This window comes from Streptococcus troglodytae (genome assembly GCF_002355215.1).
Lineage (GTDB): Bacteria > Bacillota > Bacilli > Lactobacillales > Streptococcaceae > Streptococcus > Streptococcus troglodytae.
Window position 1 is genome coordinate 1,374,165 of the sequence record NZ_AP014612.1, and the last position, 23,113, is coordinate 1,397,277.

18 protein-coding genes and 3 pseudogenes are annotated in these 23,113 nt (G+C 35.9%); 7 read left to right on the plus strand and 14 right to left on the minus strand.

All coding sequences use genetic code 11. The annotated features are described in order from the left end of the window. Position 1: 1 nt before the first annotated feature. From SRT_RS06625 to SRT_RS06635, 3 genes are read right to left on the minus strand one after another with little or no spacing between them, the layout of a single operon-like run. Entirely contained in the window at positions 2-871 is an 870-nt protein-coding gene (locus tag SRT_RS06625; protein ID WP_128833499.1) for a shikimate dehydrogenase, read from the minus strand. Beyond that, entirely contained in the window at positions 861-1,538 is a 678-nt protein-coding gene (gene aroD / locus SRT_RS06630) for a type I 3-dehydroquinate dehydratase (RefSeq protein WP_128833500.1), read from the minus strand. Before aroD ends, SRT_RS06625 begins: the two co-directional genes overlap by 11 nt. 6 nt (positions 1,539-1,544) lie before the next feature. Continuing rightward, a complete protein-coding gene (locus SRT_RS06635) occupies positions 1,545-2,702 on the minus strand; it encodes a class I SAM-dependent rRNA methyltransferase (protein WP_128833501.1) in 1,158 nt (385 codons plus the stop codon). 130 nt (positions 2,703-2,832) lie between these two features. Between SRT_RS06635 and SRT_RS06640 the strand changes: the two genes are divergently transcribed. Beyond that, positions 2,833-4,986, plus strand: a complete 2,154-nt coding sequence (locus tag SRT_RS06640) for an LTA synthase family protein (protein ID WP_128833502.1) — start codon at positions 2,833-2,835, stop codon at positions 4,984-4,986. 305 nt (positions 4,987-5,291) lie between these two features. Here the strand turns inward: SRT_RS06640 and SRT_RS06645 are convergent, their stop codons facing one another. From SRT_RS06645 to SRT_RS06655, 3 genes and pseudogenes are all read right to left on the minus strand, one after another. Further along, entirely contained in the window at positions 5,292-6,194 is a 903-nt protein-coding gene (locus tag SRT_RS06645; RefSeq protein ID WP_128833503.1) for an HAD family hydrolase, read from the minus strand. Between the two features lie 207 nt (positions 6,195-6,401). After that, entirely contained in the window at positions 6,402-6,884 is a 483-nt protein-coding gene (locus SRT_RS06650; RefSeq protein ID WP_128834052.1) for a Valyl-tRNA synthetase, read from the minus strand. A 17-nt stretch (positions 6,885-6,901) separates the two neighbouring features. After that, positions 6,902-8,049: pseudogene (locus SRT_RS06655) on the minus strand (LysM peptidoglycan-binding domain-containing protein). A 543-nt stretch (positions 8,050-8,592) separates the two neighbouring features. Between SRT_RS06655 and lysS the strand changes: the two are divergent. Beyond that, a complete protein-coding gene (gene lysS / locus SRT_RS06660) occupies positions 8,593-10,083 on the plus strand; it encodes a lysine--tRNA ligase (RefSeq protein WP_128833504.1) in 1,491 nt (496 codons plus the stop codon). Positions 10,084-10,289: 206 nt separating this feature from the next. Here lysS and SRT_RS06665 read toward each other — a convergent pair whose 3' ends face one another. Continuing rightward, the gene (locus SRT_RS06665) at positions 10,290-12,470 is read right to left on the minus strand and encodes a YSIRK-type signal peptide-containing protein (RefSeq protein WP_128833505.1); all 2,181 of its coding nucleotides are present in this window, start codon (positions 12,468-12,470) and stop codon (positions 10,290-10,292) included. Between the two features lie 439 nt (positions 12,471-12,909). Between SRT_RS06665 and SRT_RS11170 the strand changes: the two genes are divergently transcribed. Both SRT_RS11170 and SRT_RS06675 read left to right on the plus strand, forming a co-directional pair. Further along, a complete protein-coding gene (locus SRT_RS11170; RefSeq protein WP_128833506.1) occupies positions 12,910-13,044 on the plus strand; it encodes a hypothetical protein in 135 nt (44 codons plus the stop codon). Between the two features lie 557 nt (positions 13,045-13,601). Then, positions 13,602-14,941: pseudogene (locus SRT_RS06675) on the plus strand (Nramp family divalent metal transporter). Between the two features lie 172 nt (positions 14,942-15,113). Here the strand turns inward: SRT_RS06675 and SRT_RS06680 are convergent. Next, positions 15,114-15,341, minus strand: a complete 228-nt coding sequence (locus SRT_RS06680; protein WP_128833507.1) for a YdbC family protein — start codon at positions 15,339-15,341, stop codon at positions 15,114-15,116. A 133-nt stretch (positions 15,342-15,474) separates the two neighbouring features. Between SRT_RS06680 and SRT_RS06685 the strand changes: the two genes are divergently transcribed. Further along, positions 15,475-15,792: a hypothetical protein gene (locus SRT_RS06685; protein ID WP_128833508.1), complete on the plus strand. Its 318-nt coding sequence runs from the start codon at positions 15,475-15,477 to the stop codon at positions 15,790-15,792. A 30-nt stretch (positions 15,793-15,822) separates the two neighbouring features. On the opposite strand, the gene ahpF is transcribed toward SRT_RS06685, so the two are convergent. The 4 genes from ahpF to SRT_RS06705 form a co-directional block, all read right to left on the minus strand. Next, positions 15,823-17,355, minus strand: coding sequence for an alkyl hydroperoxide reductase subunit F (gene ahpF / locus SRT_RS06690; protein ID WP_128833509.1), 1,533 nt, complete (start codon positions 17,353-17,355; stop codon positions 15,823-15,825). Positions 17,356-17,364: 9 nt separating this feature from the next. Next, positions 17,365-17,925 (minus strand): alkyl hydroperoxide reductase subunit C, encoded by a 561-nt coding sequence (gene ahpC, locus SRT_RS06695; protein ID WP_128833510.1) that lies wholly within the window; start codon positions 17,923-17,925, stop codon positions 17,365-17,367. 129 nt (positions 17,926-18,054) lie between these two features. Then, on the minus strand, positions 18,055-19,341 hold the full coding sequence (locus SRT_RS06700) for a peptidase U32 family protein (protein ID WP_128833511.1): 1,287 nt from the start codon (positions 19,339-19,341) through the stop codon (positions 18,055-18,057). Positions 19,342-19,548: 207 nt separating this feature from the next. Further along, positions 19,549-20,475, minus strand: a complete 927-nt coding sequence (locus SRT_RS06705) for a peptidase U32 family protein (RefSeq protein ID WP_128833512.1) — start codon at positions 20,473-20,475, stop codon at positions 19,549-19,551. A 159-nt stretch (positions 20,476-20,634) separates the two neighbouring features. Here SRT_RS06705 and SRT_RS06710 point away from each other — a divergent pair. Beyond that, positions 20,635-21,589: pseudogene (locus SRT_RS06710) on the plus strand (DDE-type integrase/transposase/recombinase). Between the two features lie 263 nt (positions 21,590-21,852). Further along, positions 21,853-22,140, plus strand: a complete 288-nt coding sequence (locus SRT_RS06715) for a DUF3270 domain-containing protein (protein ID WP_128833513.1) — start codon at positions 21,853-21,855, stop codon at positions 22,138-22,140. Between the two features lie 97 nt (positions 22,141-22,237). Here SRT_RS06715 and SRT_RS06720 read toward each other — a convergent pair whose 3' ends face one another. Next, entirely contained in the window at positions 22,238-22,693 is a 456-nt protein-coding gene (locus SRT_RS06720) for a YtxH domain-containing protein (RefSeq protein ID WP_128833514.1), read from the minus strand. Next, the gene (locus SRT_RS06725; RefSeq protein ID WP_128833515.1) at positions 22,693-23,088 is read right to left on the minus strand and encodes a DUF948 domain-containing protein; all 396 of its coding nucleotides are present in this window, start codon (positions 23,086-23,088) and stop codon (positions 22,693-22,695) included. Before SRT_RS06725 ends, SRT_RS06720 begins: the two co-directional genes overlap by 1 nt. Positions 23,089-23,113: the final 25 nt, after the last annotated feature.

The following is a 23,113-nucleotide window of genomic DNA, read 5'->3' on the forward strand; positions in this document are numbered from 1 at the left end:
ATTATTTAGTTTTGTACTTTTTTTCTAAAGCCTGCCAGATTTCCTGACTCGGCATTTCTTTGCCAGTCCAAAGTTCAAAAGCTGCAGCTGCCTGAAAGAGAAGCATGCCCAAACCATTCACAGCCTTTAACCCACGACTGCGTACTAAGCGTAAAAATGGTGTTTCAAAAGGTTGATAAATGACATCTGCAACCATAAGGTTTGGTGGAAATTCAAAACTATCATTAATAATCATTGATTTGCCATCCATACCAACATTGGTCGCATTAACAAATAAATCAGATACTGATACTTTTTTTTGAATCATGTTTAAGTCCTCAACAGGAAACACTTCAATAGCAGCGCCTGTTTTACCTGATATTTGTTTAGCTTTTTCTTTTGTTTCTTCAAGAAAGGCTGTTTGATTAAAAATATTAATTTTCTTTGCACCATTGATGGCTGCCTGCGCAATAATGGCAGTTGCAGCTCCCCCGCCACCAAGTATAGTCATGACCTTATCTGCAATATCGAAATCTGCAAAGGTTCCCAAACTCTTAAAGAAACCAAAGCCATCCGTATTGTAGCCAACCAGTTTACCATCACGATTAACAATCGTATTAACAGCCCCAATTAAATCTGCTGCTTTCGTTACTTCATCAAGATAAGGAATAACTGCCTGCTTATAAGGCATGGAAATGTTAATGCCAAACATATCATAACGCATGATATTTTCTAAAGTCACTTGCAATTCTGACTCTGGAATATCCCAAGCGACATAAACACCATTGACACCAGTTTTTTCAAAAGCGTAGTTGTGAATAAAAGGTGAGATAGAATGTTTAATGGGTGTCGCGACAACAGCTGATAAACGTGTATAACCATCAATTTGCATCTAAAACCTCCTTAATTTTACGCATATCTGCCAAAGAAATCTGTCCCGGAGCACTTTCTTGCTCCAAGCTGGCAAAAGTCCATGAGCTGCCTATTAAATCAGCTGATAAACGTGATATTCGCCCTAGTTTCGACATAGACATGGTCACATATTCCTGATCGGGATTTAACGTTTTAAAGCCTCTCGTATAGTTCATCAAATCAAGAACATCCTGTTCATTTTTAGGCATGACAGCAATCTTGACAATACGCGGAGCTAAAGCTGTTAATTCTGAAAAGACTTCCATTAGATTTTCTGGTGTTTCTTCAAAATTATGATAAGACAAAATAAGATTTGAAAAATCATACATTTCCTCCAAAACATCACGGTAGGAAAAATATTCAAAGTCAATATAATCAGGTTGATAAAGAGCTGCAATATCACGGATGATAGCAAGATAGTCTTCATTAGAAAGAGAAATATTTCCTCCTTCTTTTTCTGTACGCAAAGTAAAAATTACTTCATGACCTGAGAACTTTTCAAAAATAGCCGGTGCTACCGTTAAAATATCATCTTTAACTAAATAATCTGCCCGCCATTCAATAATATCTGTACTATCAATCCTTGTTAAATCAAGTTGGTTAGCCTCTTCAATATTTTGAGGCATAACAGGAACTACTATTTTCATATACACCTAAACCTTTATTGTAAATACTTTTAAATAATTGCTGCTTTCGTCTTGAACATTTACTGCAAAATCACTTGGCAATTGCTGTAAATCAAGATAAGTATGTTTTTGTTTTCCAAAACCCTTTTCGATTTGTTTTTTAAACTGAGAAACTGTCATATTAGCTGCATTCGTTGAAGCAATGATAAGACCGTTTTCAGATAAAATCTCCAATCCCTGACTAATTAACTTATGATAATCTTTGGAAACAGAAAAAACCTCTTTTTTATTTCTGGCAAAACTCGGAGGATCAATAATAATAATATCATAGCTTAGGTGATGACGCCTAGCATATTTAAAATAGGCAAAAACATCCATAACCACTAATTGATGATTTACCATACTCAAATGATTTGCTTCAAAATGAGCCAAAGATAGAGCTCTTGATCGTTTAGCTAAATCCACTGAAGTTGTTGCCATTGCACCACCCATAGCCGCAGCAACCGAAAAAGCCGCCGTGTATGAAAAGAGATTTAAAACAGTTTTTCCCGCAACTAGTCCATTAAGCAAGCCATTTCTTACTTGGCGCTGATCCAAAAAAATACCTGTCATGAGGCCATCGTTTAAGAAGACATTATAAGATATCCCATTTTCCAAAATAAGAAATTGTTCTGGTGCTTCTTGACCATAAAGATGAGCAGAAACATTATCAATCCCTTTGAATCGAATCTTCTCATAGGCACCTAAAAAATTCGGATACACTTGGCAAAAAGCAGCTACTATCTCATCTTTAATCTGATAAACAAAAGAATTGTACCAAGAAAAAAGCACAAAATCACCATAACAATCAATTGTCACACCACCAAAGAAATCACCATCTTGATTAAAAAGACGGTAGGCTGTTGTTAGCTTAGAATGAGCAAAATTTTTCCGCTTATCTTTAGATTGTTGAAATAATTTAATAAAATAAGTCACATTAAGTGATACTTTTTTAGATGAGATTAACCAACCAACGCCTTTATTTTGCTTTGATAAATAGGCTGTTCCTAAAAAAATATCTGCGTCAGAATATAGCTGAACAACTTGATTGTCCAAATGTAAATTTGGATAATCTCTGCTACTTAATAATTGCACCCCTCGTTTAAGTTTTTTCTCCGCAAAAGAACCCACCATAAGTTTATTCATATCAAACATTATAACAAAAAATTCAGAAAATTTCTTCCTTAAAAAAACATTTCTGTCATCTGTCAAAAATAAAATTATGTTATAATTAAAAAATAAGATTTTATCTTGAAAATGGTAAGGAAATCATATAATGAAAAAAATCGCTAAATTTCTCTTAAGCGCTGTTAATACCCGTTTAGGGTTTATTTTAACGCTTGTATTCATTTATTGGCTAAAAACAATTTGGGCTTATAATGTTGATTTTAGTTTAGATTTAGATAAATCATATCAATTTTTTCTGACACTAATAAACCCCATTCCTATTAGTTTGCTGCTGTTAGGACTGGCACTTTATATCAAAAACACACGCATCTTTTATCTCACTGCGATTGTTATTTATACCCTACTCAATATTCTTCTCATTGCTAATTCTATTTACTTTCGAGAATTTTCAGACTTTCTAACAGTTAGTGCAGCATTGGCAAGCAGCAAGACTTCTGCTGGTTTAGGAGCCTCTGCTCTTAATTTATTGAGACCTTGGGACGCTGTCTATATTCTGGATTATGTCATCTTAATCACTCTTTTTTCTTTTAGAAAACTTTCTTTTGACCAAAGGCCTTTCAACAAAAGAGCTAGCGTTGCTATTTCTGCTCTCTCAGGTCTCCTTTTTTCTGTCAATCTTTTCATGGCTGAAATTGATCGGCCTGAATTACTAACACGTGGTTTTTCAAATATTTATGTTGTCCGTGCTTTAGGGCTGCCAGCATTCAGTGCCTATAGTGCTAATCAAACTTACCAAACACAAAAAGTACGCTCAGAAGCAACTGCTTCTGAATTCAATACTGTTAAAAAATACGTAAAAGAACATTATGCCGCTCCCAACGCTAAATACTACGGACTTGCAAAGGGTAAAAATGTCATTGTGCTTCATTTAGAAAGTTTTCAGCAATTTCTGATTGACTATAAGCTCAATGTTGATGGCAAACAATATGAAGTAACACCTTTCTTGAATTCACTTTACCATTCTAAGGAAACATTTGCTTTTTCAAACTTTTTCCATCAGGTTAAAGCCGGAAAAACTTCTGATGCCGAAACATTAATGGAAACGTCACTCTTTGGTTTAAACCAAGGCTCCTTCTTCGTTCAATACGGAGGTGACAATACACAGCAGGCTGCACCGCATATCCTAAAGGATACCAACAATTACAGCAGTGCTGTCTTTCACGGTAATATCGGTACTTTCTGGAACCGTAACAACGCCTATAAACAATTAGGCTATCAATATTTCTTTGATCAATCCTATATGTCCAAAATGACCAAGGACAACTCTTTCCAATATGGGCTTAATGATAAAGTTATGTTTGCAGATTCCATTAAATACTTGGAACACATGCAACAGCCTTTCTACACAAAATTTATTACCGTTTCGAACCACTACCCTTATCAAAGTTTAGATGGTGATGATACTGGCTTTCCTCTTGCTAAAACAGAAGATAAAACAATTAATGGCTACTTTGCTACAGCTAACTATCTCGATGCTGCTATCAAAGATTTCTTTGATTACTTAAAAGCCTCTGGTTTATACAAAAATTCCATTGTTGTCATGTATGGTGACCACTATGGTATTGCTAATTCAAGAAATACTGATCTTGCACCGCTTTTAGGCAAGGATTCACAAACTTGGACTGAATACAACAATGCTATGTTACAGCGTGTTCCTTATATGATTCACGTTCCCGGAACAGATAAAGGATTTATCAGTAACACCTATGGCGGAGAAGTTGATGCTTTGCCAACACTGCTTCACCTTTTAGGTATTGACAATAAAAATTATATTGAACTAGGACAAGATTTACTATCTCCTAACAACAAGCAGCTTGTTGCTTTCCGTTCCGAGGGTAATTATATTACACCTAATTATACGAGTTACAGCGGCCGTATTTACGACACTAAAACAGGTGTTGAAATTACAAATCCAGACGAAGCGACAACTGCTAAACTGAAAGAACTTCGTGATGCAGCAGATAAACAACTAAATACAAGCGATAACATTCAAACAGGTGATCTACTGCGTTTTGACAAGGACAGTGGTCTAAAACCAATTGATATCGGTTCTATTTCATATAAAAAAGATTCCTTGAAGAAGTTAAAGAAGATTGAAAAGAAACTAGGCGAGAATTCAACTAGTCTTTATAGTAGAAATGGTAACAAATCAACTCAAGATCTATACAAGGCACCAAGTTATAAAGAACTACATCCAGAAGAATCATCAAAGGAATCCTCAACAACTACATCATCAAAATAACAAGTTTATCCAATAAAAGCAACTGGAAATTCCTAATCTAACTTTCCAGTTTACAATAAATATAGGTTGAGAAAATACTGAAGGTATAGTGTTTAAACATTTTTTACTCTATCACTGATTTTATGAGAAACGAAAAAGGCAATCGTATGTGCTTTCTGCTAAGCCACACACGATTGCCTTATTATTGTCTCATAACACAAATAGCTATTTATATAACCTTCAGCCTTCAACCCCAAATCAGTAAAATCTTCTTCTATCACTAAGGGCTGGACTTGTCCACCTCCTGCAATTAATAATGTTCTTTATTAGTTTGCATATTTTAAACGCAGTATTCTTTCTTGATTTTTATCTAGCCGAAGCAAAATAACGACCTTATCAATACTAATATTACTTTCAAGCAAACGTTCTGCCGCCATCATTAGACCATTGTTAATCCCCAGCTGCAAAATAGGATTAGTATAATCATTGGCGTCAAAAATAAATTTATGACTAGGCAAATCAAACAAAACTTTGACTGCACCGTAAAGCTGTTCAAAAGAATCAATCTGCAAATCAAAAACAGGTTTCGTTCCAGCCTTTAAACGACGGCCACGGTGATTAAACCACATAGAATGCCAGCCACTATCATGGGCTCCCATGATATCATTATCATAAGAATCTCCCACATACAAAGTGGTATCTGGATTCATTTCAAACTGCTCAGCAGCTAAATTAAAGATTTCCTTTTGAGGTTTTTGAAAACCTGTTGCTTGACTAACCAAGACACGCTTGGGATCAACATAATCATAAAGGCCTAACTTCTTAACTTTTTTTAATTGATGCTCAGTCGGCCCATTTGTAATGACTCCCATGGGAATATTCTTTTCTTTAAGAAAATCCAAAGTCAAGCGCATCTCATCCAACATACTAATCTGATCAAGTTCTTTTTCATAGACTTCTTGAAAATACTGACCTTCCTCTTTGCCAATCTGCCGATAATCAAAATCCAACAAGGTTTTTTGGCAGCGCCAGAAACGAAAATACTCAGTTGTCCATTCATTAGCCATAACACGTGGAAAACCTGTATCAGAATAGTGGCGGAAACGGATATAAGCCTGATTTATATTTGCCATATCAAAATCGGGGAAACATTTTTCCACGGCAATTCTGTATGGTGCCTGTTGATCATAGATCGTATCATCAACATCAAAAACAATCGCAGTAATCATAAGTTTGTCTTTCTAAATCTTAATTCTAGGAAATTATACTATTTTTTAGAGAATTTTCAAAGTTTTTCTAATTTCCTTACCATATTATCAAATTTCCCTTTTATTAAAAACATTATTAACATTTTTTGGCTGCGGTCACAATCAATCATCTTAATTAATACCTGAAGATACTCAAAAAGGACTTAGTTTTCAAGTCCTTTATTATTTCTAATCAATTTGTTTAAAGTACATTTTTTGTTTGACTTGTCCTTGACCAGCTTCAGAAATCTGATAAGTAAAACTATAAGAAATGAATCGCTTTCCATAGGCCAATATGCTATTGTATTGCCATTGAGAAAGCTTTTTGCCTTCTACTTTACCTAAGGTCATTTTATTGTCATTTGCTTTATACTTCCAAGACGCATTTTTACTTTGAGACTTATAGATCTTATCAAACTGTTTCTCACCTTGAACAGCCTTCAAGGCAAGTGTCTTATCCTGTGTCACAATGACTTTATCACTAGTTCTAGAAAAGGCGACATACATTACACGGTTATTTTCTTTGCCCTCAAAAACACTAGAATATTGATAAGCATGACCTGGAATCATTTTAGCAACATGATGGCTGGCATAGTAGTAAAAACTACCTCCAGCAATAGCTAAGACAAGACAGACTGCAATAATAATCTTTATTAATTTACGTTTTGTCATCATTTCCCCCACTATTTTTAATAATCAGAAGCAGCATCAATTGATTGGGTCGTTGCATTTGATGATTGATTATCATTTGAATCAATTGATTGTTCACTAGATATTGTTGAATCACTGTTCTTATCATTATCGCTGTCTGAACTATCTGTAGCTACTCCGTCTTTGTCTTTTGATGAACTCTCTGTCGTTGATGTTTCAGATTTGTTATAAACTTTTAAGTTAAAGAGGAGGCTTGTGTTATTTTCTTTTTCAACATCTAATTGAACGGCTTGAGCATCTGTTAATTCTGTTAGATAGTCATCTTTTATTAATTGATTGTAAATTTTTTTAGCAACTTCTTTAGCGGATCTTTCAGTATAGGTGACATTGTCTAACTGCACCTGTTGTTGGTCATACAAGACTTTTTCTTCTAAATCTTCTGTTTTAGTGGTGATTGCTTCAGCATCTGCTGGATCATGTGAGAGAAAAGTAATCTCACCTTCTTCAACTTTTTTATGAATAAGTTTATTAATCTCTTTTTGAACAGCGTCTTGGTAGGTATCTTCGTCTAATGTTTTTCTTTAGCGTTTGCTGATTTTTTATTCGAAGAAGCTTTGCTACTGTCTTCAGTCTTTTTCTTAGCAAATGATGAATCATCTTTAGAAATTGTTGAATCTTTCTGAGAATCACTATTTTCATTATTGTCAACAGGATAATTATGTTCGATATGATTATCAGCATAATAAGAAGTATTATTGATAATCACAACGCTATTATCATCTCCATAAAAATGATTAATATTAATTGAAGTATGAGCACAATAATAACCTGTACCTTTATAAGTATAACTTGTAGGAACTTTACCATCACGGTTAAGGATTAAAATATCTCCTGCATAGATCAAATCCACATTGGTAATATTATTATCATAGGCCAGTTTTTGAATAGAGATACCTGTTGCTTGTGAAATTCCCCAAAGAGTATCACCCCACTGTATAATATAACGTTCACCATTTAAATGATTGACATTAATGTTTTGAGATAAGATGTTGTGGTTGATTTGCTCTGGGGTACTAGCTACCCAATTGGTGATATCAGCACGTTGAGCGTTAGTTTGATCAGCATAAAAGTTATTGGCTACTGCCCTTGTTTGCACTATTATCGGTACCACAAGAGCACCCAACATGACAACATTTGTCCAAAGGTGTTTTTCTTCATCAATAATCCTCCTAAATTACCATTAGTTACTTTTCATCTTAGTATTAATATTTTACTAAAATTAAAAATTGGAAATAATTAATGTAAGATTTCGTAAATATTACAAATTATTTACTTAATTGTACAATTTCTATGCCCTTATTGTCAACTGATTTTCTTATTCTTTATACATTTTAATGCTCTTTGTTTAAATAAAATGTTTGTCAACCACTAACAGGTATCCTAATTTTTAATAATTATTCATCATCGTTCATGGTTTAGCCCAAGTTCACTATAATTACATGCTCTCATGCTCCATTAAAAGACTTTTAACACGACAAAATAACAGTAAAATATGTGATGCAAAAACCTTTTGTAACAATAACTTTTAATTAGAATAGATAGTGTTCTTTTGAAGACGAAGATAACTAATCCTAGTTTTTATCTGCAATAAAGCATTTTAGCAGATTTTCCTATATCACATGTTTTTATTTTATGATAAAATAGATAGGAAAACTTATTGGAGGAAGACATGTCACATCAACATACAGAAGAATTGAATGACCAACAAATTGTCCGCCGCGAAAAAATGGCAGCCTTGGCTGAACAAGGGATAGATCCATTTGGCAAGCGTTTTGAACGTACGGCTACTTCTGGTCAATTAAAAGAAAAATATGCTGACAAATCAAAAGAAGAATTACATGACATCAATGAAACAGCTACCATTGCTGGGCGTCTGATGACCAAGCGAGGTAAAGGCAAGGTTGGCTTTGCCCATCTGCAAGACCGCGAAGGTCAAATTCAAATTTATGTCCGTAAAGATACTGTTGGCGATGATAATTATCAAATTTTTAAAAAGGCTGATATTGGAGACTTTTTAGGTGTAGAAGGTGAAATCATGCGTACAGATATGGGCGAGCTTTCCATCAAAGCTATGCATATAACGCATCTTTCCAAGGCACTGCGTCCGCTGCCTGAAAAATTCCATGGTTTAACGGATGTTGAAACCATCTACCGCAAGCGTTATCTCGATTTAATTTCCAACCGCGAGAGTCTAGAACGCTTTATCACTCGTTCAAAGATCATCTCAGAAATCCGTCGCTATCTGGATGGTCTTGGTTTCTTAGAAGTAGAAACACCTGTCCTTCATAATGAAGCTGGTGGTGCTGCTGCTAAACCATTCACAACCCATCATAACGCTCAAGATATGGATATGGTTCTTCGTATTGCAACGGAACTGCATTTAAAACGACTGATTGTTGGTGGTATGGAAAGAGTTTACGAAATGGGACGTATTTTCCGTAATGAAGGAATGGATGCCACTCATAATCCTGAATTCACTTCAATTGAAGTCTACCAAGCCTATGCTGACTTTGAAGACATCATGGATTTAACAGAAGGTATTGTGCAACATGCTGCTAAAGCCGTTAAGGGTGATGGCCCTATTACTTATCAAGGTACCGAAATTAAGATTAATGAACCCTTCAAACGTGCTCACATTGTTGATTTAATCAAGGAAGTGACTGGTGTTGATTTTTGGAAAGAAATGACCTTGGCGGAAGCACAGGCCCTTGCTCAAGAAAAAAATGTTCCACTTGAAAAACACTATACTTCTGTTGGACACATTATCAATGCCTTCTTTGAAGAATTCGTCGAAGAAACACTCATTCAACCAATCTTTGTTTATGGCCATCCTGTTGAAGTTTCACCACTAGCTAAGAAAAATGCAGACGATCCTCGTTTTACAGACCGTTTTGAACTTTTCATTATGACTAAGGAATACGGAAATGCCTTCACTGAATTAAACGACCCAATTGATCAATTGGAACGCTTTAAAGCTCAAGCAGCTGCCAAAGAATTGGGAGATGACGAAGCTACAGGCATTGACTATGACTATGTTGAAGCCCTTGAGTACGGCATGCCACCAACAGGCGGACTTGGCATTGGTATTGACCGCTTAGTCATGCTCTTAACAAACACAACAACCATTCGCGATGTCTTACTCTTCCCAACGATGAAATAAGAGATAGCATAGAGAAAATAGCAAACTTATAGATCGTTATCAGCTCCTATTGGATAATTCCAGCAGGAGCTTTTGATATGTATAATTAAGTTTAAATTCATCTGGAAGTTTTCTACTTATTGTTTCAATCATAATTTGAAAAATATCTCGTTTTAACTCCATAAAAAAGCACTAGATTTACTTCTTCTAGTACTTTTCGTTTATCGTTACCTTCTTCGCTGACCATTTAGCCAATCAAAGACATTACTATAAGTTCTGCCATTGACAGTAGCTTTGGCATCACCGCCATAGGTTGGATTGGTCGCAACCATGCCAGAAAGTCCAGACCAATTCTTGGCGTTATCAGTATTTTGAACGCCAGTTACTTGATCATTCAAGAAATAAACCCAAGACCAGTGACCGTTATAAGTGACGCCAGAGTGATGTTTGCCAACATTAGTTTCATAATAGGAAAACCATTTATTTTGTGCGCCAGCTTGAAGTAACTCTTTATAGAATGGTAGAACACTACTATCTGTAGATATTGTTTTATCAGCCCGTGTATGAATCAACCACATTGGTTGACCTTTCAGAGCTTTCAAAGCAGCAGCGGTAATCTGATTATCTGCTAATTGATTACTATAGGAAGCAGCAATAGGAACTAAGGCTGCAAAATAGTTGGGATAGGCAACTCCCATATCCAGAGTCATACCGCCACCATTAGAAACGCCTGCCAAATAAATGCGTCGGCTATCAATATCTGGATGGCTTGCTACATAGGCTTTAATGAGCGCCATTAAGCTAGCTGTTTGATTTTGAGACCAAGGAGTTGAACTTTGAGGAACTAGCACATAGGCTCCCTTTTGACTACCACTACCTGTAGAAGTGAAATGACTTTGAATAGGATCTTCCGTTAAACGAGCCACATTGCTGGCTAGAAGCGGAATATTAATATCAGTGCCTACTTCTCCTATACCATGCAACCAGACAATCAATGGATTCTTCTCACCGCCAATAGCTGTTTCTGGTTGGTAGGCGGCATAATTAAAATTACCATAACTACCACGTTCTGAAAAACGATCCGTTGTAGGCAAGAAACGATTATTGATAGCATCTTGCTCTGAACTGATGATTTGACTGCTATTAGAACCATCTGCTTGCACCTGCAAATTATCTACTTTGACAGTATAACTGTTGACCCAGTTATTACGAAAGGCTGCTGAGTCAAAAATAAAGGGTGATGCGTTTTTGCTGCTATCATTTGGATCATAAGGAATATCTAATTCAAGTGTCACATAATGGCTACTATCAAAGTAAACCACATGTCCTGAAGCATTAGAGACATAAGAATTAAGAATTTTTCTTTGAACTCCAGCAGTTGTTACCATTGCACCAGCATGAACAACAGCAGGAGTTACCTTATGATTGAACTCAAGAATAATCTTTGAAACAGAAGGACCAAATTCATAACTATCAACTACAAGACTGGTCTTAACAACCTCAATTTTGTCAATCGCCTTTGCATTTCCATCATTATCAAATTGGTAGTTAACACCATTAATGGTCCGGCTTGTCTTTCTCAGTAAATCTCCAGAATTTTTATCATAATAATGCGAGGATCCATCTTCTTCAACAAAATTCCCTTTAACCTGACTACCATCCGAATTAAAATACAGAGACTGACCATTGACAGTAACACTACCGGTGACAGGGACACCATCACTATCAAGATAATACCAATTGCCTTGATCATTGACAAAACGATTAGTCCACATCTCACCACTATCTCTGTCATAATAATGTTTATTTCCATCCGAGTCTTGAGCAAAAGCACCCTTAACTTGCTTACCATCTTGAGCAAAGTACATAACCTTGCCATCAATCGTTTGACGGCCTGTAACATTTTTACCATCAGCACCAAGATAATACCAATTACCATTACCATCATTAACAAAGGTATTAGTCGAATGTGACGGTTTTTTTTCTGCTTCAGTAGTCATTTTAACATGAGTGGATTGTTGTTTAAAGCTATTTTGCGGTAAATCAGTTTGTTCATCTGCTTTCGTTTGCTGACTATCTGAAGATATTTCATTAACAGTATTTTGTTTGTCAGACTGACTTGTATTATTAGCTGAATTCATTGAAGGGGCATCAGTTGCAACACTTTCTGTCTTTTCTTGAGGATCCCTGTTTACACTATCCGTTTTTACTTCCACCTGATTTGAAGTCTGATTCTCCACTTCTTGGGAACTGGAGTTAATCTCACTTGTTTGCCTTTGTTCAGTTGTCACCATCACGTCAGCTTCTACAGTCTTTGTTACAGCAAATAAGAAAGCTATGATCGCAACTGAAACTAAACCAAACTTTAGTTTACGTAAACTAAAGTGTTTTTGCTTTTCAAATATCATAAGAAGCTCCTTCTATATTATCATTATTTTAATCAAGTTTAACACTTTATAAAATGAAATACTATGGAAGTTCCAGCATTGTAATCTAAAAACAATAGCAATGTTAAAATTGTTAAAAATTAAGTTAACAAAAATTAGCGTATTTAGGATATAGATAACTTATTAATTTATTAAAAATTCAATATTGGAATATAGATAAATCTCTTTTTCAGTAAAGTTTTTTAAGTTCTGCAAACTTTAAGACTCATTCGTTTATTGATGAGCGAAGAGCAAGATCCAAACGAGTCTTTCCGTCATGATAAAAAAGAGGGCTTTATCTTCAATCGGAATCTATTTTTTTGAGTACAGTAATCTTGATAATATATTTTTCAGTCCATTATGCTATAATAACAATAATTACAGTTCAGAAAAATCAACTGCTAATGAAAGCATAATCAACATGAAACGATATTATATTTCTTACCTATCAGCTGCTATTTTTATTGTCTATGGTCTCTTTTCTTCAAAATTAATTTTTTCAGCGCTGGGACTTGTTTTTCTACTTATCGGTCTCAGAGACAGTCGTTCCAAATGATTTAAAGAATACCTAACCAACATCATTACTAATAAAGTAAGTTTAAATCAAAAAGAGAATGAAGAGCTTTAGTCCAACAGTTTCACTTTCTTCTTACTTATTTTTGATGGAGCACTTCACCATCTTGACAAAAATAGGTTCAAGCATTGTTATCAATACTTAATAGTCTTTACTTGCTTTGATTTCTTCACGTACTTCTAACAGTCATTTCAGCATTTTAAAATTTCCATTTGATTCAATGAGATGATAATCATTTTCTGCTAATATGTATGCTCCTTCTATCATACCTACTCAAATCAAGAACTTGGGGAATTAACTGTAAATTCAAGTATTTTTCTTTTAGCAATCTGATTGTTTAGATATCTCTGATTAATTTTCCATAATTCTTTCTTGTGTTTATACTGTCAGTAACCTTACAAACTCTTTATTAACTCCAAAGCGCTTTATATCCAGCATTGATAGGTATACCTTTTAAATTTTTAAGCATACTTAACATATGCTGCTTTTTATGCTATAATGCAATTAATCCAAATTAGATTAGAAAAGAGATTTTCAAAATGAAAGCTCATCCAAAAAAGCAATCACTCAGCGAGGTCAATCAGAGCGTCCGTGTTCCTAAAAATGCCTCTTTTTTAACAACTTTGAGAGCTTTTTTAGGACCCGGAGCACTAGTTGCTGTTGGTTATATGGATCCGGGAAATTGGATTACTAGCGTTGTTGGTGGTGCAAGTTATAAATACTTGCTGTTATCAGTTGTTTTGCTGTCTTCACTTATTGCCATGCAGCTGCAGCAAATGGCTGGCAAACTGGGTATTGTCTCACGACAAGATTTAGCACAGGCAACCGCCGCCCATCTCCCTAAGGGATTGCGTTATCTTTTGTTTATTGTTATTGAACTAGCCCTTATGGCAACAGATTTAGCCGAAGTTATTGGCTCAGGGATTGCCTTACACCTCCTGTTTGGTTGGCCTTTGCTTTTTTCGATCTTTATTACCATTTTAGATGTTTTTTTACTTCTATCTATTATGAAACTGGGATTTAGAAAAATTGAGGCCATCGTCTCAACTCTTATTTTAACCATTCTAGTTATTTTGTTTACTTAGTTGTTATTTCTCACCCAAGTTTTTCGGGTATTATTAAGGGTTATATTCCTCAGTTTGCTATCTTTGATTCAGCACAAGCAGCTACTAACAGTAGGTTGACCTTAGCACTTGGTATCATTGGTGCAACTGTAATGCCTCACAATTTATACCTGCACTCATCTATCTCTCAGACACGTCAAGTTGATTATAAGCAAAAATCTTCCATTGCTCAGGCCGTTAAATTCATGACTTGGGATTCCAATCTTCAATTAAGCCTCGCCTTTATTGTTAATTCTCTTCTTTTAATTCTTGGGGCATCGCTTTTTTATGGACATGCCAGTGAAATCAGTGCCTTTTCACAAATGTATAATGCTTTAGCCAATAATCACATTGCTGGAGCAGTTGCCAGTTCTTTTCTTTCAACTCTTTTTGCCATCGCTCTTTTAGCTAGTGGACAAAATTCAACCATTACTGGTACATTAACTGGACAAATTGTTATGGAAGGGTTCTTACATCTCAAAATGCCTCAATGGCTCATTCGCTTAGTAACACGTCTCTTGGCCTTATTACCTGTTTTGATAGCAGCTATTCTTTATGGCAGTCAGGAAAAGATTTTGGATCAGCTGATTGTCTATTCACAAGTTTTCCTGTCAGTTGCTTTGCCATTTTCTATCTTTCCACTGGTTTATTTTACATCACAAAAGAAAATCATGGGAGAATTTGTTAATGCCAAGTGGAATACTTATCTAGCTTATGGAGTTGCTACTGTATTAACAATCCTCAACTTGCAATTAATCATCAATACCATTTTTTAATAGTCAGCTTTGATGAATCAGCGTTAATTGCAGTAAGTTCATCTATGAAGGATATTATAGTTTTTAATTGAATGGATGAAAAAAGCTCTATCAACCTTGCAGTGAACTTAATTTCCCACTACAGATATTTAGAGCCTGTTTTTGTATGCTTACGATTGTATAACAATAGCAATCATGAATGTTTGCAACTATTTTTAAATTCATTGACTAAGACATCAAATTCTTCATTCGTCAGTGTAATACCCTTACCCATTTTGGTATGATCGGGGCTCCAAGAGCGAATATCATATTTTGCTGGAGCGCCATTAAAACTAACGCGATTGAGCTCCTTAGTCCAACCCTTATCGTTTTCGGATAAGACCAAAAGTTTTTCTTCAATTTCAAATGTAAATTCTGCCATATAAATCCCTCCTATTTATCTATTCGTAAAAAAATTTTAGAATTGATCGTTTTGCCTACAATTTTTAATTAGCTATTTCAATTTAATCTAAAATAAGGTATAATCATTCTAACAATTTTTTAGAGAAAATGCTATGAAAAAATTTCTACGAACTATTTTTGAGCATATTAGGGAATTTGTTGAACCAAGTAAAAAATCTCCTGATATTGTTTTAAAAACGAACCAATTATTACATACTATTTTACAAGCACAGAAAGAGAACGAAGCTGTCCATGTCATCTATTTGGACAAAAGTTTTACAGGTGATATTGTCAAATATGATAAAGAGGCTAATAAACTCATTTTAAAGAATTTTCAAAAAAATATGTCAGCTATTATTAGTATCTCAGATATTAAGCGTTTAACCCTTGTCCCTAAGACCGTTCGTGATTCACAAAGATTAGAAAAGTAAAACAAAACAAAGGATGATAAATCCTTTGTTTTAATTTCTAATCAAATAATCAAAGGCACCTAAAGCCGCAGTGGCTCCAGAACCCATGGAAATGATAATTTGTTTGTAGGCACTGTCTGTGCAATCACCAGCTGCAAAAATAGCAGGAATATTAGTTGCGCCATCTTTAGCAACAATGATTTCACCTTTTTCATTGAGTGCCAGTCCACTATCCTTTAACCAGTCAGTGCTAGGTACCAATCCAATTTGAACAAAAACACCTTCTAAATCAAGCAAGTGCTCTTCATTAGTCGTACGATCACTGTAACGAAGACCTTCTACGTGATCATGGCCAATAATTTCTTTAGTTGCAACATTAGTTAGAATGGTGATATTATCAAGAGCTTCCACACGATCTTGTAAAATCTTATCAGCTTTTAACTCAGGTAAAAATTCTAAAACATAGACATGACTAGCTAACCCAGCCAAATCAATAGCTGCTTCTAAGCCTGAGTTCCCGCCGCCAATGACAGCGACTTTTTTGTCAGTAAAAAGAGGACCATCACAGTGTGGACAGTAAGTGACACCTTTATTAAAGAATTCTTCTTCTCCTGGTACATTGATCTTACGCCACTTGGCACCCAAGGCCAAAACAGCTGTCTTTGCTTTCAAATGAGCTCCACTATCAAGTTCAACTTCAACCAAGTCTGTTTTTTGAATAGACTTAGCACGTTGTGCCTTCATGATATCAACAGAATAAGACTTGGTATGCTCTTCCACCTGAGCCATTAATTGGGGTCCTTCAACATATGGGGTACCGATCATATTTTCAATACCCACGGTTTCCATAACTTGACCACCCATGGTTTCAGCTAAAAGTCCTGTTTTAACTCCTTTTCTTGCAGCATAAATAGCTGCGCTATTACCAGCAGGACCGCCACCAATGACAAGAACATCAAAAATATCCTTATCATCAAAAGCTTCTTCTTTGAGAGGACCTGTTATCAAATCTAGTAATTGCTCTATGCTAGCACGCCCTGAGGTAAATGCTTTTCCATCCTTATAGACAGTTGGCACAGACATAATGCCTTTAGACTCAACTTCATTTTTAAACATGCCACCTTCCACCATTGTATGTGAAATGTTGGGATTGACAACTGACATGATATTGAATGCCTGAACAACATCTGGACAATTATGACAAGTCAAACTAACATAGGTTTCAAACTGCATAGGTTCATCAATAGCTTGAATGCGTTTGACAATATCAGCCTCTACCTTAGGCGGACGCCCTGAAACTTGTAACAGAGCTAAGATAAACGAAGTAAATTCGTGACCAAGGGGTAAGCCAGCAAATTCAACACCAGATTCTTGCCCCTTTTTAGCTATGCGAAAACTAGGTGTTCGCGAAAGTTCCTTTTCTTCCAAAGAAATCATAGGGGACATTGCAACGATTTCTTGGAGGAATGCCTTAACTTTTTGAGAATTAGCATCATCTTTTAATTGAGCTTGTAAAACAATCTCAGACTCAAGTAATTGAAGATACTGTCCTAACTGCTCTTTGATTTCTGCGTCTAATGCCATAGTTTCTCCTTAAATTTTACCGACAAGATCCAAACTTGGTTTTAAAGTTTCAGCCCCCTCTTTCCATTTGGCAGGGCAAACTTCGCCCGGATGTTGGCGAATATATTGAGCTGCACGAACTTTATCAATCAAGGTACTAGCATCGCGACCAATACCATCTGCATTGACTTCCATCATTTGAATGATACCATCTGGATCTACAATAAAGGTTCCACGTTGTGCTAAACCATCTTCACCTAAAACCTCAAATCCTTGTGAGAGAACATGAGAGGGATCCCCAATCATAGTATAAGTAATTGTTCCAACAACATCTGAATCATCATGCCAAGCCTTGTGAACAAAATGAGTATCTGTTGAAACAGAGTAAACTTCCACACCTAAAGATTGCAAAGTTGCATATTGTTCTTGAAGATCACCTAACTCAGTAGGACACACAAAAGAAAAATCTGCTGGATAGAAACAAAAGACTGCCCATTTCCCCTTAACATCCTCATTGTTAACCGTAACAAATTCTCCTTGATGATAAGCTTGGGATGAAAATTCAACCATTTCCTTCCCGACTAAAGACATACACTTGTCCTCCTTCTACATTGTTTTCATTATTATTTTCATTATATGAAAAGTCTCTCAAAAAATCCAATAATTAAACTAAAAATAAAATTTGAAGCATAAAACAAAAGAGCATGGTTTCCCATACTCTTAAGCTCTAACAGTAAGGCTGCTGCCATCTTCTTTGTAAAGATTGACCAAGCCTTCCTTGCAGGCACGAATCATATCACCTGCTTTAACTTTCTTCGGTACCGTAATTGTTAATAATTCCATCGGTTTTGGAGCACGTTCAATTTTTTGACCATCCGCATCATGTAAATCTTTAATGAAAGTTTCAAAATGACGGAAGCCAGGTCCGTAGAATTCAACCCGATCCCCCTCATTAATAACATTACGCTGACGAATAGTTGCTGTCATGCTTGACTCATCAAAATCAACCACTTCACCGACAAATTTATATTGGGGAATTTTACGACGAGCTCCAAAAAGCTGTTCCTTTTCAGTAGGTATTTGGTAATAGAAACCTGTAGCCAATTCACGCTGAGCGACTTTCCACAATTCGTCAATCAAATCTTGTTTGATAGCTTCAAATGCTTGAGGGCTTTCCAGATAGGCATTGACAGCCACCTTGTAACAATTTGTGACCGTTGAAACATAGTGAATGGACTTCATACGTCCTTCAATTTTAAGGCTATCAACACCATTTTCAATCATGTCTGGAATATTTTCAATCATGCACATATCAACAGCTGACATTGAAAATTCCTCTGGTACTTCACCTTTTAATGACCGTCTTTCTTGACCAAAAGGCATATCGTAAAGGTTGTATTTCCAACGACAAGACTGTGAACAACCGCCACGATTAGCATCACGATGACTCATATGATTGGAAAGCACACAGCGTCCTGAGTAAGAAATACACATTGCCCCATGAACAAAGGCTTCAATTTCAACACTCGTACGCTTACGAATCTCAGCCAATTCTGCCATTGTGACTTCACGCGCTAAAACAACACGTGTCAAGCCCAGTTCTTTCCAAAATTCAAAGGTTTCATAGTTAGTAGATGAAGCTTGTGTTGACAAATGAATTTCCAAACCGGGTGCATCTGTCGCACAAATCGCAATAAGGGCTGGATCCGATACAATAACTGCATCTAGACCTAAGTCGCGTAATTCACGAAACCATGCGCCGGCTCCGATTTCATTGCCCTCATGAGTTACCATGTTAGCAGCCACATAAACCTTGACCCCATGATCATGAGCATAATTAATTCCTTCAGCCATTTCTTCCATTGAAAAGTTACCTGCACGACTGCGCAAACCATAAGCTTGTCCGCCAACAAAAACAGCATCTGCTCCATAGTTAACAGCAACTTTTAATTTTTCTAAAGTCCCAGCAGGCGACAGCACTTCTGGGCGTTTTAATTGTTTTGTCATTATTTTATTCTCCAATTTTCAAGATTGTAAGAAGATTTCCAAAGTCAAGTCCTAGAAACACCTTATAAGAAGTTCCCGTACAGCAACTCCTATAAACGTAGATAATTACCGTCGGGATTGCCAATTTAGGATTATAAAACTTATAATAAATTGCTGTGCCCTGTAAAAAAACGCTATCACAACAATCAAAAACTAAACAGTGACAAATTACTTAACTGTTTGCGGATCAAGTTCGTAAAATCCTGTATCTAAACCACGACCAGCTGGATGAAATTTTCTGACTTGTTCATCGAAAAGAAAAGCCTGATCTTGCGTAAAAGTCCCAGCTTCGATCATATCTTTTGCCTTGACAAACAGTTGAACAATCTCAACAAAATTATGTCCTGGACAATAGATACCATCTAATTTCCAATGATTGTAATGATGGTTAATCAATTCAGGCAATTTGGACATCAAATCAATATCATTATTGATAAAAATATGAGTGCCGTGTTTATCTTCGTATATAGAATAGTGTGATTTAGGATCATTTGGTTCTGATAAGAACAGACCGCGTTCTCTTGTCTTCTCATCATCAATGTGAGTAAAATTATAATAATTCTGTATTAAAGGTCGCTTGGAATGATGAATGACAGAGGCACCGTAAACTAAGACTTCAGCAGGAATTTCCAGATTTTTGGACATTTCAAACAGCTCTTCCGAAGGAATTTCACGTGCCAAAACAGCTTCTAGCGCACCGTGTTGACCCCAAAAATTAACTTGACGACTAGAAGTGACAAAAACAGAGGTATCATAAATGAGTTTAAAATGATAACCATCACGCTTATTGACATAAAAAACACCTGCATCACCAACCACTAAGTAATCTACCTGAATTTCCTTCATTAATTCTAAAAATGGTTTAATATTGTCCATCATTTCTTGATGCATTAGTGCATTAGCAGCAACCGTTAATTCTTTACCAGCTCCATGAACCAAGCTAGCAATTTCTCTTAAGTCATCATAGCTAAACGCATGCGGTAAACGAAGCGCATAATCTTTCTCACCAACATAAATACGGTCAACACCACTTGCCAGTAATTCTTTAACTTGTTCAATAGATTCTGCAGTCGCAGTGATAACAATTTTTTCCATACCTATTATTGTATCAAATTTAAGATAAAAAGCTACTTTTTTTAAAAACCATATCTATTTCTATTGTAGCCTTACAATAGATGTGAGACCTAGCTCCCAAAAAAGAAGAAACCTTGATATGATAAGAGTACCACCCACTCATCAAAAAGGAATCTTCTCATGACTAGTATACCACAACCCCTTCGTTATTTGCCACACACCCTTGATACTCGCTACCATGCTGTCAAAACCTATCGTGGTGGCGCTTCTGTTGCCTTCATCTGCCGACGCTATAAGGTCTCCAAAGCTTCCCTTATGAGGTGGAACAAGCGATTTGACGGAACCAAAGCCTCCCTTCAAGACAAGTCTCACAAACCTCTGACACCCCATCCCAAGGCTCATACAGAACAAGAAATAGCCTGGATTAAAAACTGTATCCGAAGAAACCCCCCATGCCACTCTCATCGAAATCTTCTACAAGCTCAAATTAAATAAGGGCTATGACAGGCATCCCTGCTCACTCTTTCGGGTCTTGAGAAAACTAGACTTCTTCAAACCTGCTAAAGCAAAGACCAAACCCTATATTCCAAAGCCTTACGATACACCAACAAAACTCGGTATCAAGTGGCAGATGGCTGTCAAATACGTGCCAAAAGACTGCTATACTGGGGCAATGCCTGATAAATTCTACCAATACACCATCATTGACGAGGCCAGTCGAGAACGCTTCATCTTCCCTTTCAAGGAACAATCTTCTCATTCCACCATCCAATTTGTCAAAATGGCCATCCGACACTTTGGCTACAAGCCGAAAATCATACAAACGGACAATGGCTTCGAGTTTACGCATTTCAAGGAAAACAAACACATTCACCCTCTGGATATTCTCTGTCGTGAACTAAGCATTGAACACAAACTCATCCGACCTAGAACTCCCAGACATAACGGTAAGGTTGAACGAAGCCACAGAAACGACAATAGACGATTCTACCAGCACTTACAATTTTATTCTTATGACGACCTCATCAAACAGATGAAACGCTACCTCTACACTTCAAACAGACTACCCATGCAGACTCTGGGCTGGAAATCTCCTATCGACATGCGAAAAGTCCTATCAGGAGCTAGCTCCTGATAGGATAGCAAAAAGCTAGTCAGGTTTTATCTTTTTTGGTCTCACATCATTGACAAATGTTCATTTTAAAAACCATATCTATTTCTATTAACTGAGTGAAATTCGTTTAATAAGACAATTTTCTAAGAATATTTTGCTGTATAATGATATTTTTTAACTAAAATATATTACAAAATTAGAATATCAAAGAAAAAGTTTCAAAAACTAATGACAAACTTTTCAATTTGTGATAAGATATTAAGGAATATTTAGAGGAGGAACTTATGTCAGCAAATCTGAATAGGCAGACAGAAGACTTTGAAGATCTTAATTTTCAAGAAGAATCAACGCCTAAGTATCAAGAATTTCAAGATTTTGATGATAATAGAACAAAGCTAGATGAACTCATCTTTTTTGCTAAATTAGCTTTTTTCTGCATAACGACTATTCTAGTGTGTTTCATTCTATTAGTCGCTAAGTTTTCTCCCATTTTTGCTTTCCCCTTAGCTATGCTGATTAGCTGGGGAATCACAGCTTTAGCTCAAAAAGGATTAAAACGACTTAAATATTGACCATTAACTCCTAAGGGAGTTTTTTTCTTGCCAAAAAAACAAGATAGCTGCAACTATTAGTCTCTTAACTTCTGTGCAGCAATCTTGTTCTTAATTATTAATCTTTTTTAGTTTCTTCTTCTGCTGGATAATCAATAACGATATCATCTACTTGAGCTTTCATTTCTCCAAGAGGAATAACAGCATCATTAGCGCTTGTCTCTGCTTTTTCAACCGTTTGTGCTAAATGATTTTTCACTTGAGACAATTTGCTATTAGCAAACTCTCCTGCTTGAGAGGCCTTTTCTTTAACACTAGAAATAACATCATCTTTTGTTAACTCACTTGTTTCAAATTTGTCCTTATAATCTTTAAAGGAATGAACGGCTGCATCTTTATATTCATTCACCTTATCGGCAGCGTATTGATGATATTCTTTAGGGTTCTCTTTGTAATCCGTAAAAGTTTGGTGGACCTTCTTCTTAAACTGTTTTCCCTTATCTGTTGAGAGAAAGTAAGCTGCAGCAGCTCCTGATACCGCTCCGATAATAGCTGTTTTCAAAAATTTACTCATTATTGTTTTCCTTTCTTACGAAATAATTTAGACGCTACTTTTCCAAAAGTATAAGCAGCTCCTGCCTTTCCTGCATTAGCAGTAGACTTACGAGTTTTCTTTCCAAAATAACGAGCCTGCTGATTAAGATCAGACACACTTACTGATAAATCAGCGATAGCTGTAAAAAGAGGATCAATAGTTTCTACCTTGCCGTTAACATCTTCAACCAAGACATTAGCCTTAGCCAAGAGTTCATTCGTTTGGTAAAGCGTTACGTTAACATCACTGGTTAAAATTTTAAGAGTTTGACGCGATTCATCAACAGTATCTGAAATTTTCCTTAATAAAAGAATCAAATAAATAACTAGAACAGCAAAGGCAATAGCAACAATTAATAAAGCAATTTCCCACATATTTTTCTCCTAACTCAAATATTCT

Bases quoted from the DNA above. Each gene is read 5' to 3' on its own strand.
- SRT_RS06635 (WP_128833501.1), bottom strand. From the start codon at position 2,702: ATGAATAAACTTATGGTGGGTTCTTTTGCGGAGAAAAAACTTAAACGA.
- SRT_RS06645 (WP_128833503.1), bottom strand. From the start codon at position 6,194: ATGATTACTGCGATTGTTTTTGATGTTGATGATACGATCTATGATCAA.
- SRT_RS06665 (WP_128833505.1), bottom strand. From the start codon at position 12,470: ATGATATTTGAAAAGCAAAAACACTTTAGTTTACGTAAACTAAAGTTT.
- ahpF (WP_128833509.1), bottom strand. From the start codon at position 17,355: ATGGCATTAGACGCAGAAATCAAAGAGCAGTTAGGACAGTATCTTCAA.
- SRT_RS06625 (WP_128833499.1), bottom strand. From the start codon at position 871: ATGCAAATTGATGGTTATACACGTTTATCAGCTGTTGTCGCGACACCC.
- SRT_RS06715 (WP_128833513.1), top strand. From the start codon at position 21,853: ATGTCAGCAAATCTGAATAGGCAGACAGAAGACTTTGAAGATCTTAAT.
- lysS (WP_128833504.1), top strand. From the start codon at position 8,593: ATGTCACATCAACATACAGAAGAATTGAATGACCAACAAATTGTCCGC.
- SRT_RS06720 (WP_128833514.1), bottom strand. From the start codon at position 22,693: ATGAGTAAATTTTTGAAAACAGCTATTATCGGAGCGGTATCAGGAGCT.
- SRT_RS06650 (WP_128834052.1), bottom strand. From the start codon at position 6,884: ATGACAAAACGTAAATTAATAAAGATTATTATTGCAGTCTGTCTTGTC.
- SRT_RS06680 (WP_128833507.1), bottom strand. From the start codon at position 15,341: ATGGCAGAATTTACATTTGAAATTGAAGAAAAACTTTTGGTCTTATCC.
- SRT_RS11170 (WP_128833506.1), top strand. From the start codon at position 12,910: ATGAAACGATATTATATTTCTTACCTATCAGCTGCTATTTTTATTGTC.
- SRT_RS06685 (WP_128833508.1), top strand. From the start codon at position 15,475: ATGAAAAAATTTCTACGAACTATTTTTGAGCATATTAGGGAATTTGTT.
- SRT_RS06640 (WP_128833502.1), top strand. From the start codon at position 2,833: ATGAAAAAAATCGCTAAATTTCTCTTAAGCGCTGTTAATACCCGTTTA.
- SRT_RS06725 (WP_128833515.1), bottom strand. From the start codon at position 23,088: ATGTGGGAAATTGCTTTATTAATTGTTGCTATTGCCTTTGCTGTTCTA.
- ahpC (WP_128833510.1), bottom strand. From the start codon at position 17,925: ATGTCTTTAGTCGGGAAGGAAATGGTTGAATTTTCATCCCAAGCTTAT.
- aroD (WP_128833500.1), bottom strand. From the start codon at position 1,538: ATGAAAATAGTAGTTCCTGTTATGCCTCAAAATATTGAAGAGGCTAAC.
- SRT_RS06700 (WP_128833511.1), bottom strand. From the start codon at position 19,341: ATGACAAAACAATTAAAACGCCCAGAAGTGCTGTCGCCTGCTGGGACT.
- SRT_RS06705 (WP_128833512.1), bottom strand. From the start codon at position 20,475: ATGGAAAAAATTGTTATCACTGCGACTGCAGAATCTATTGAACAAGTT.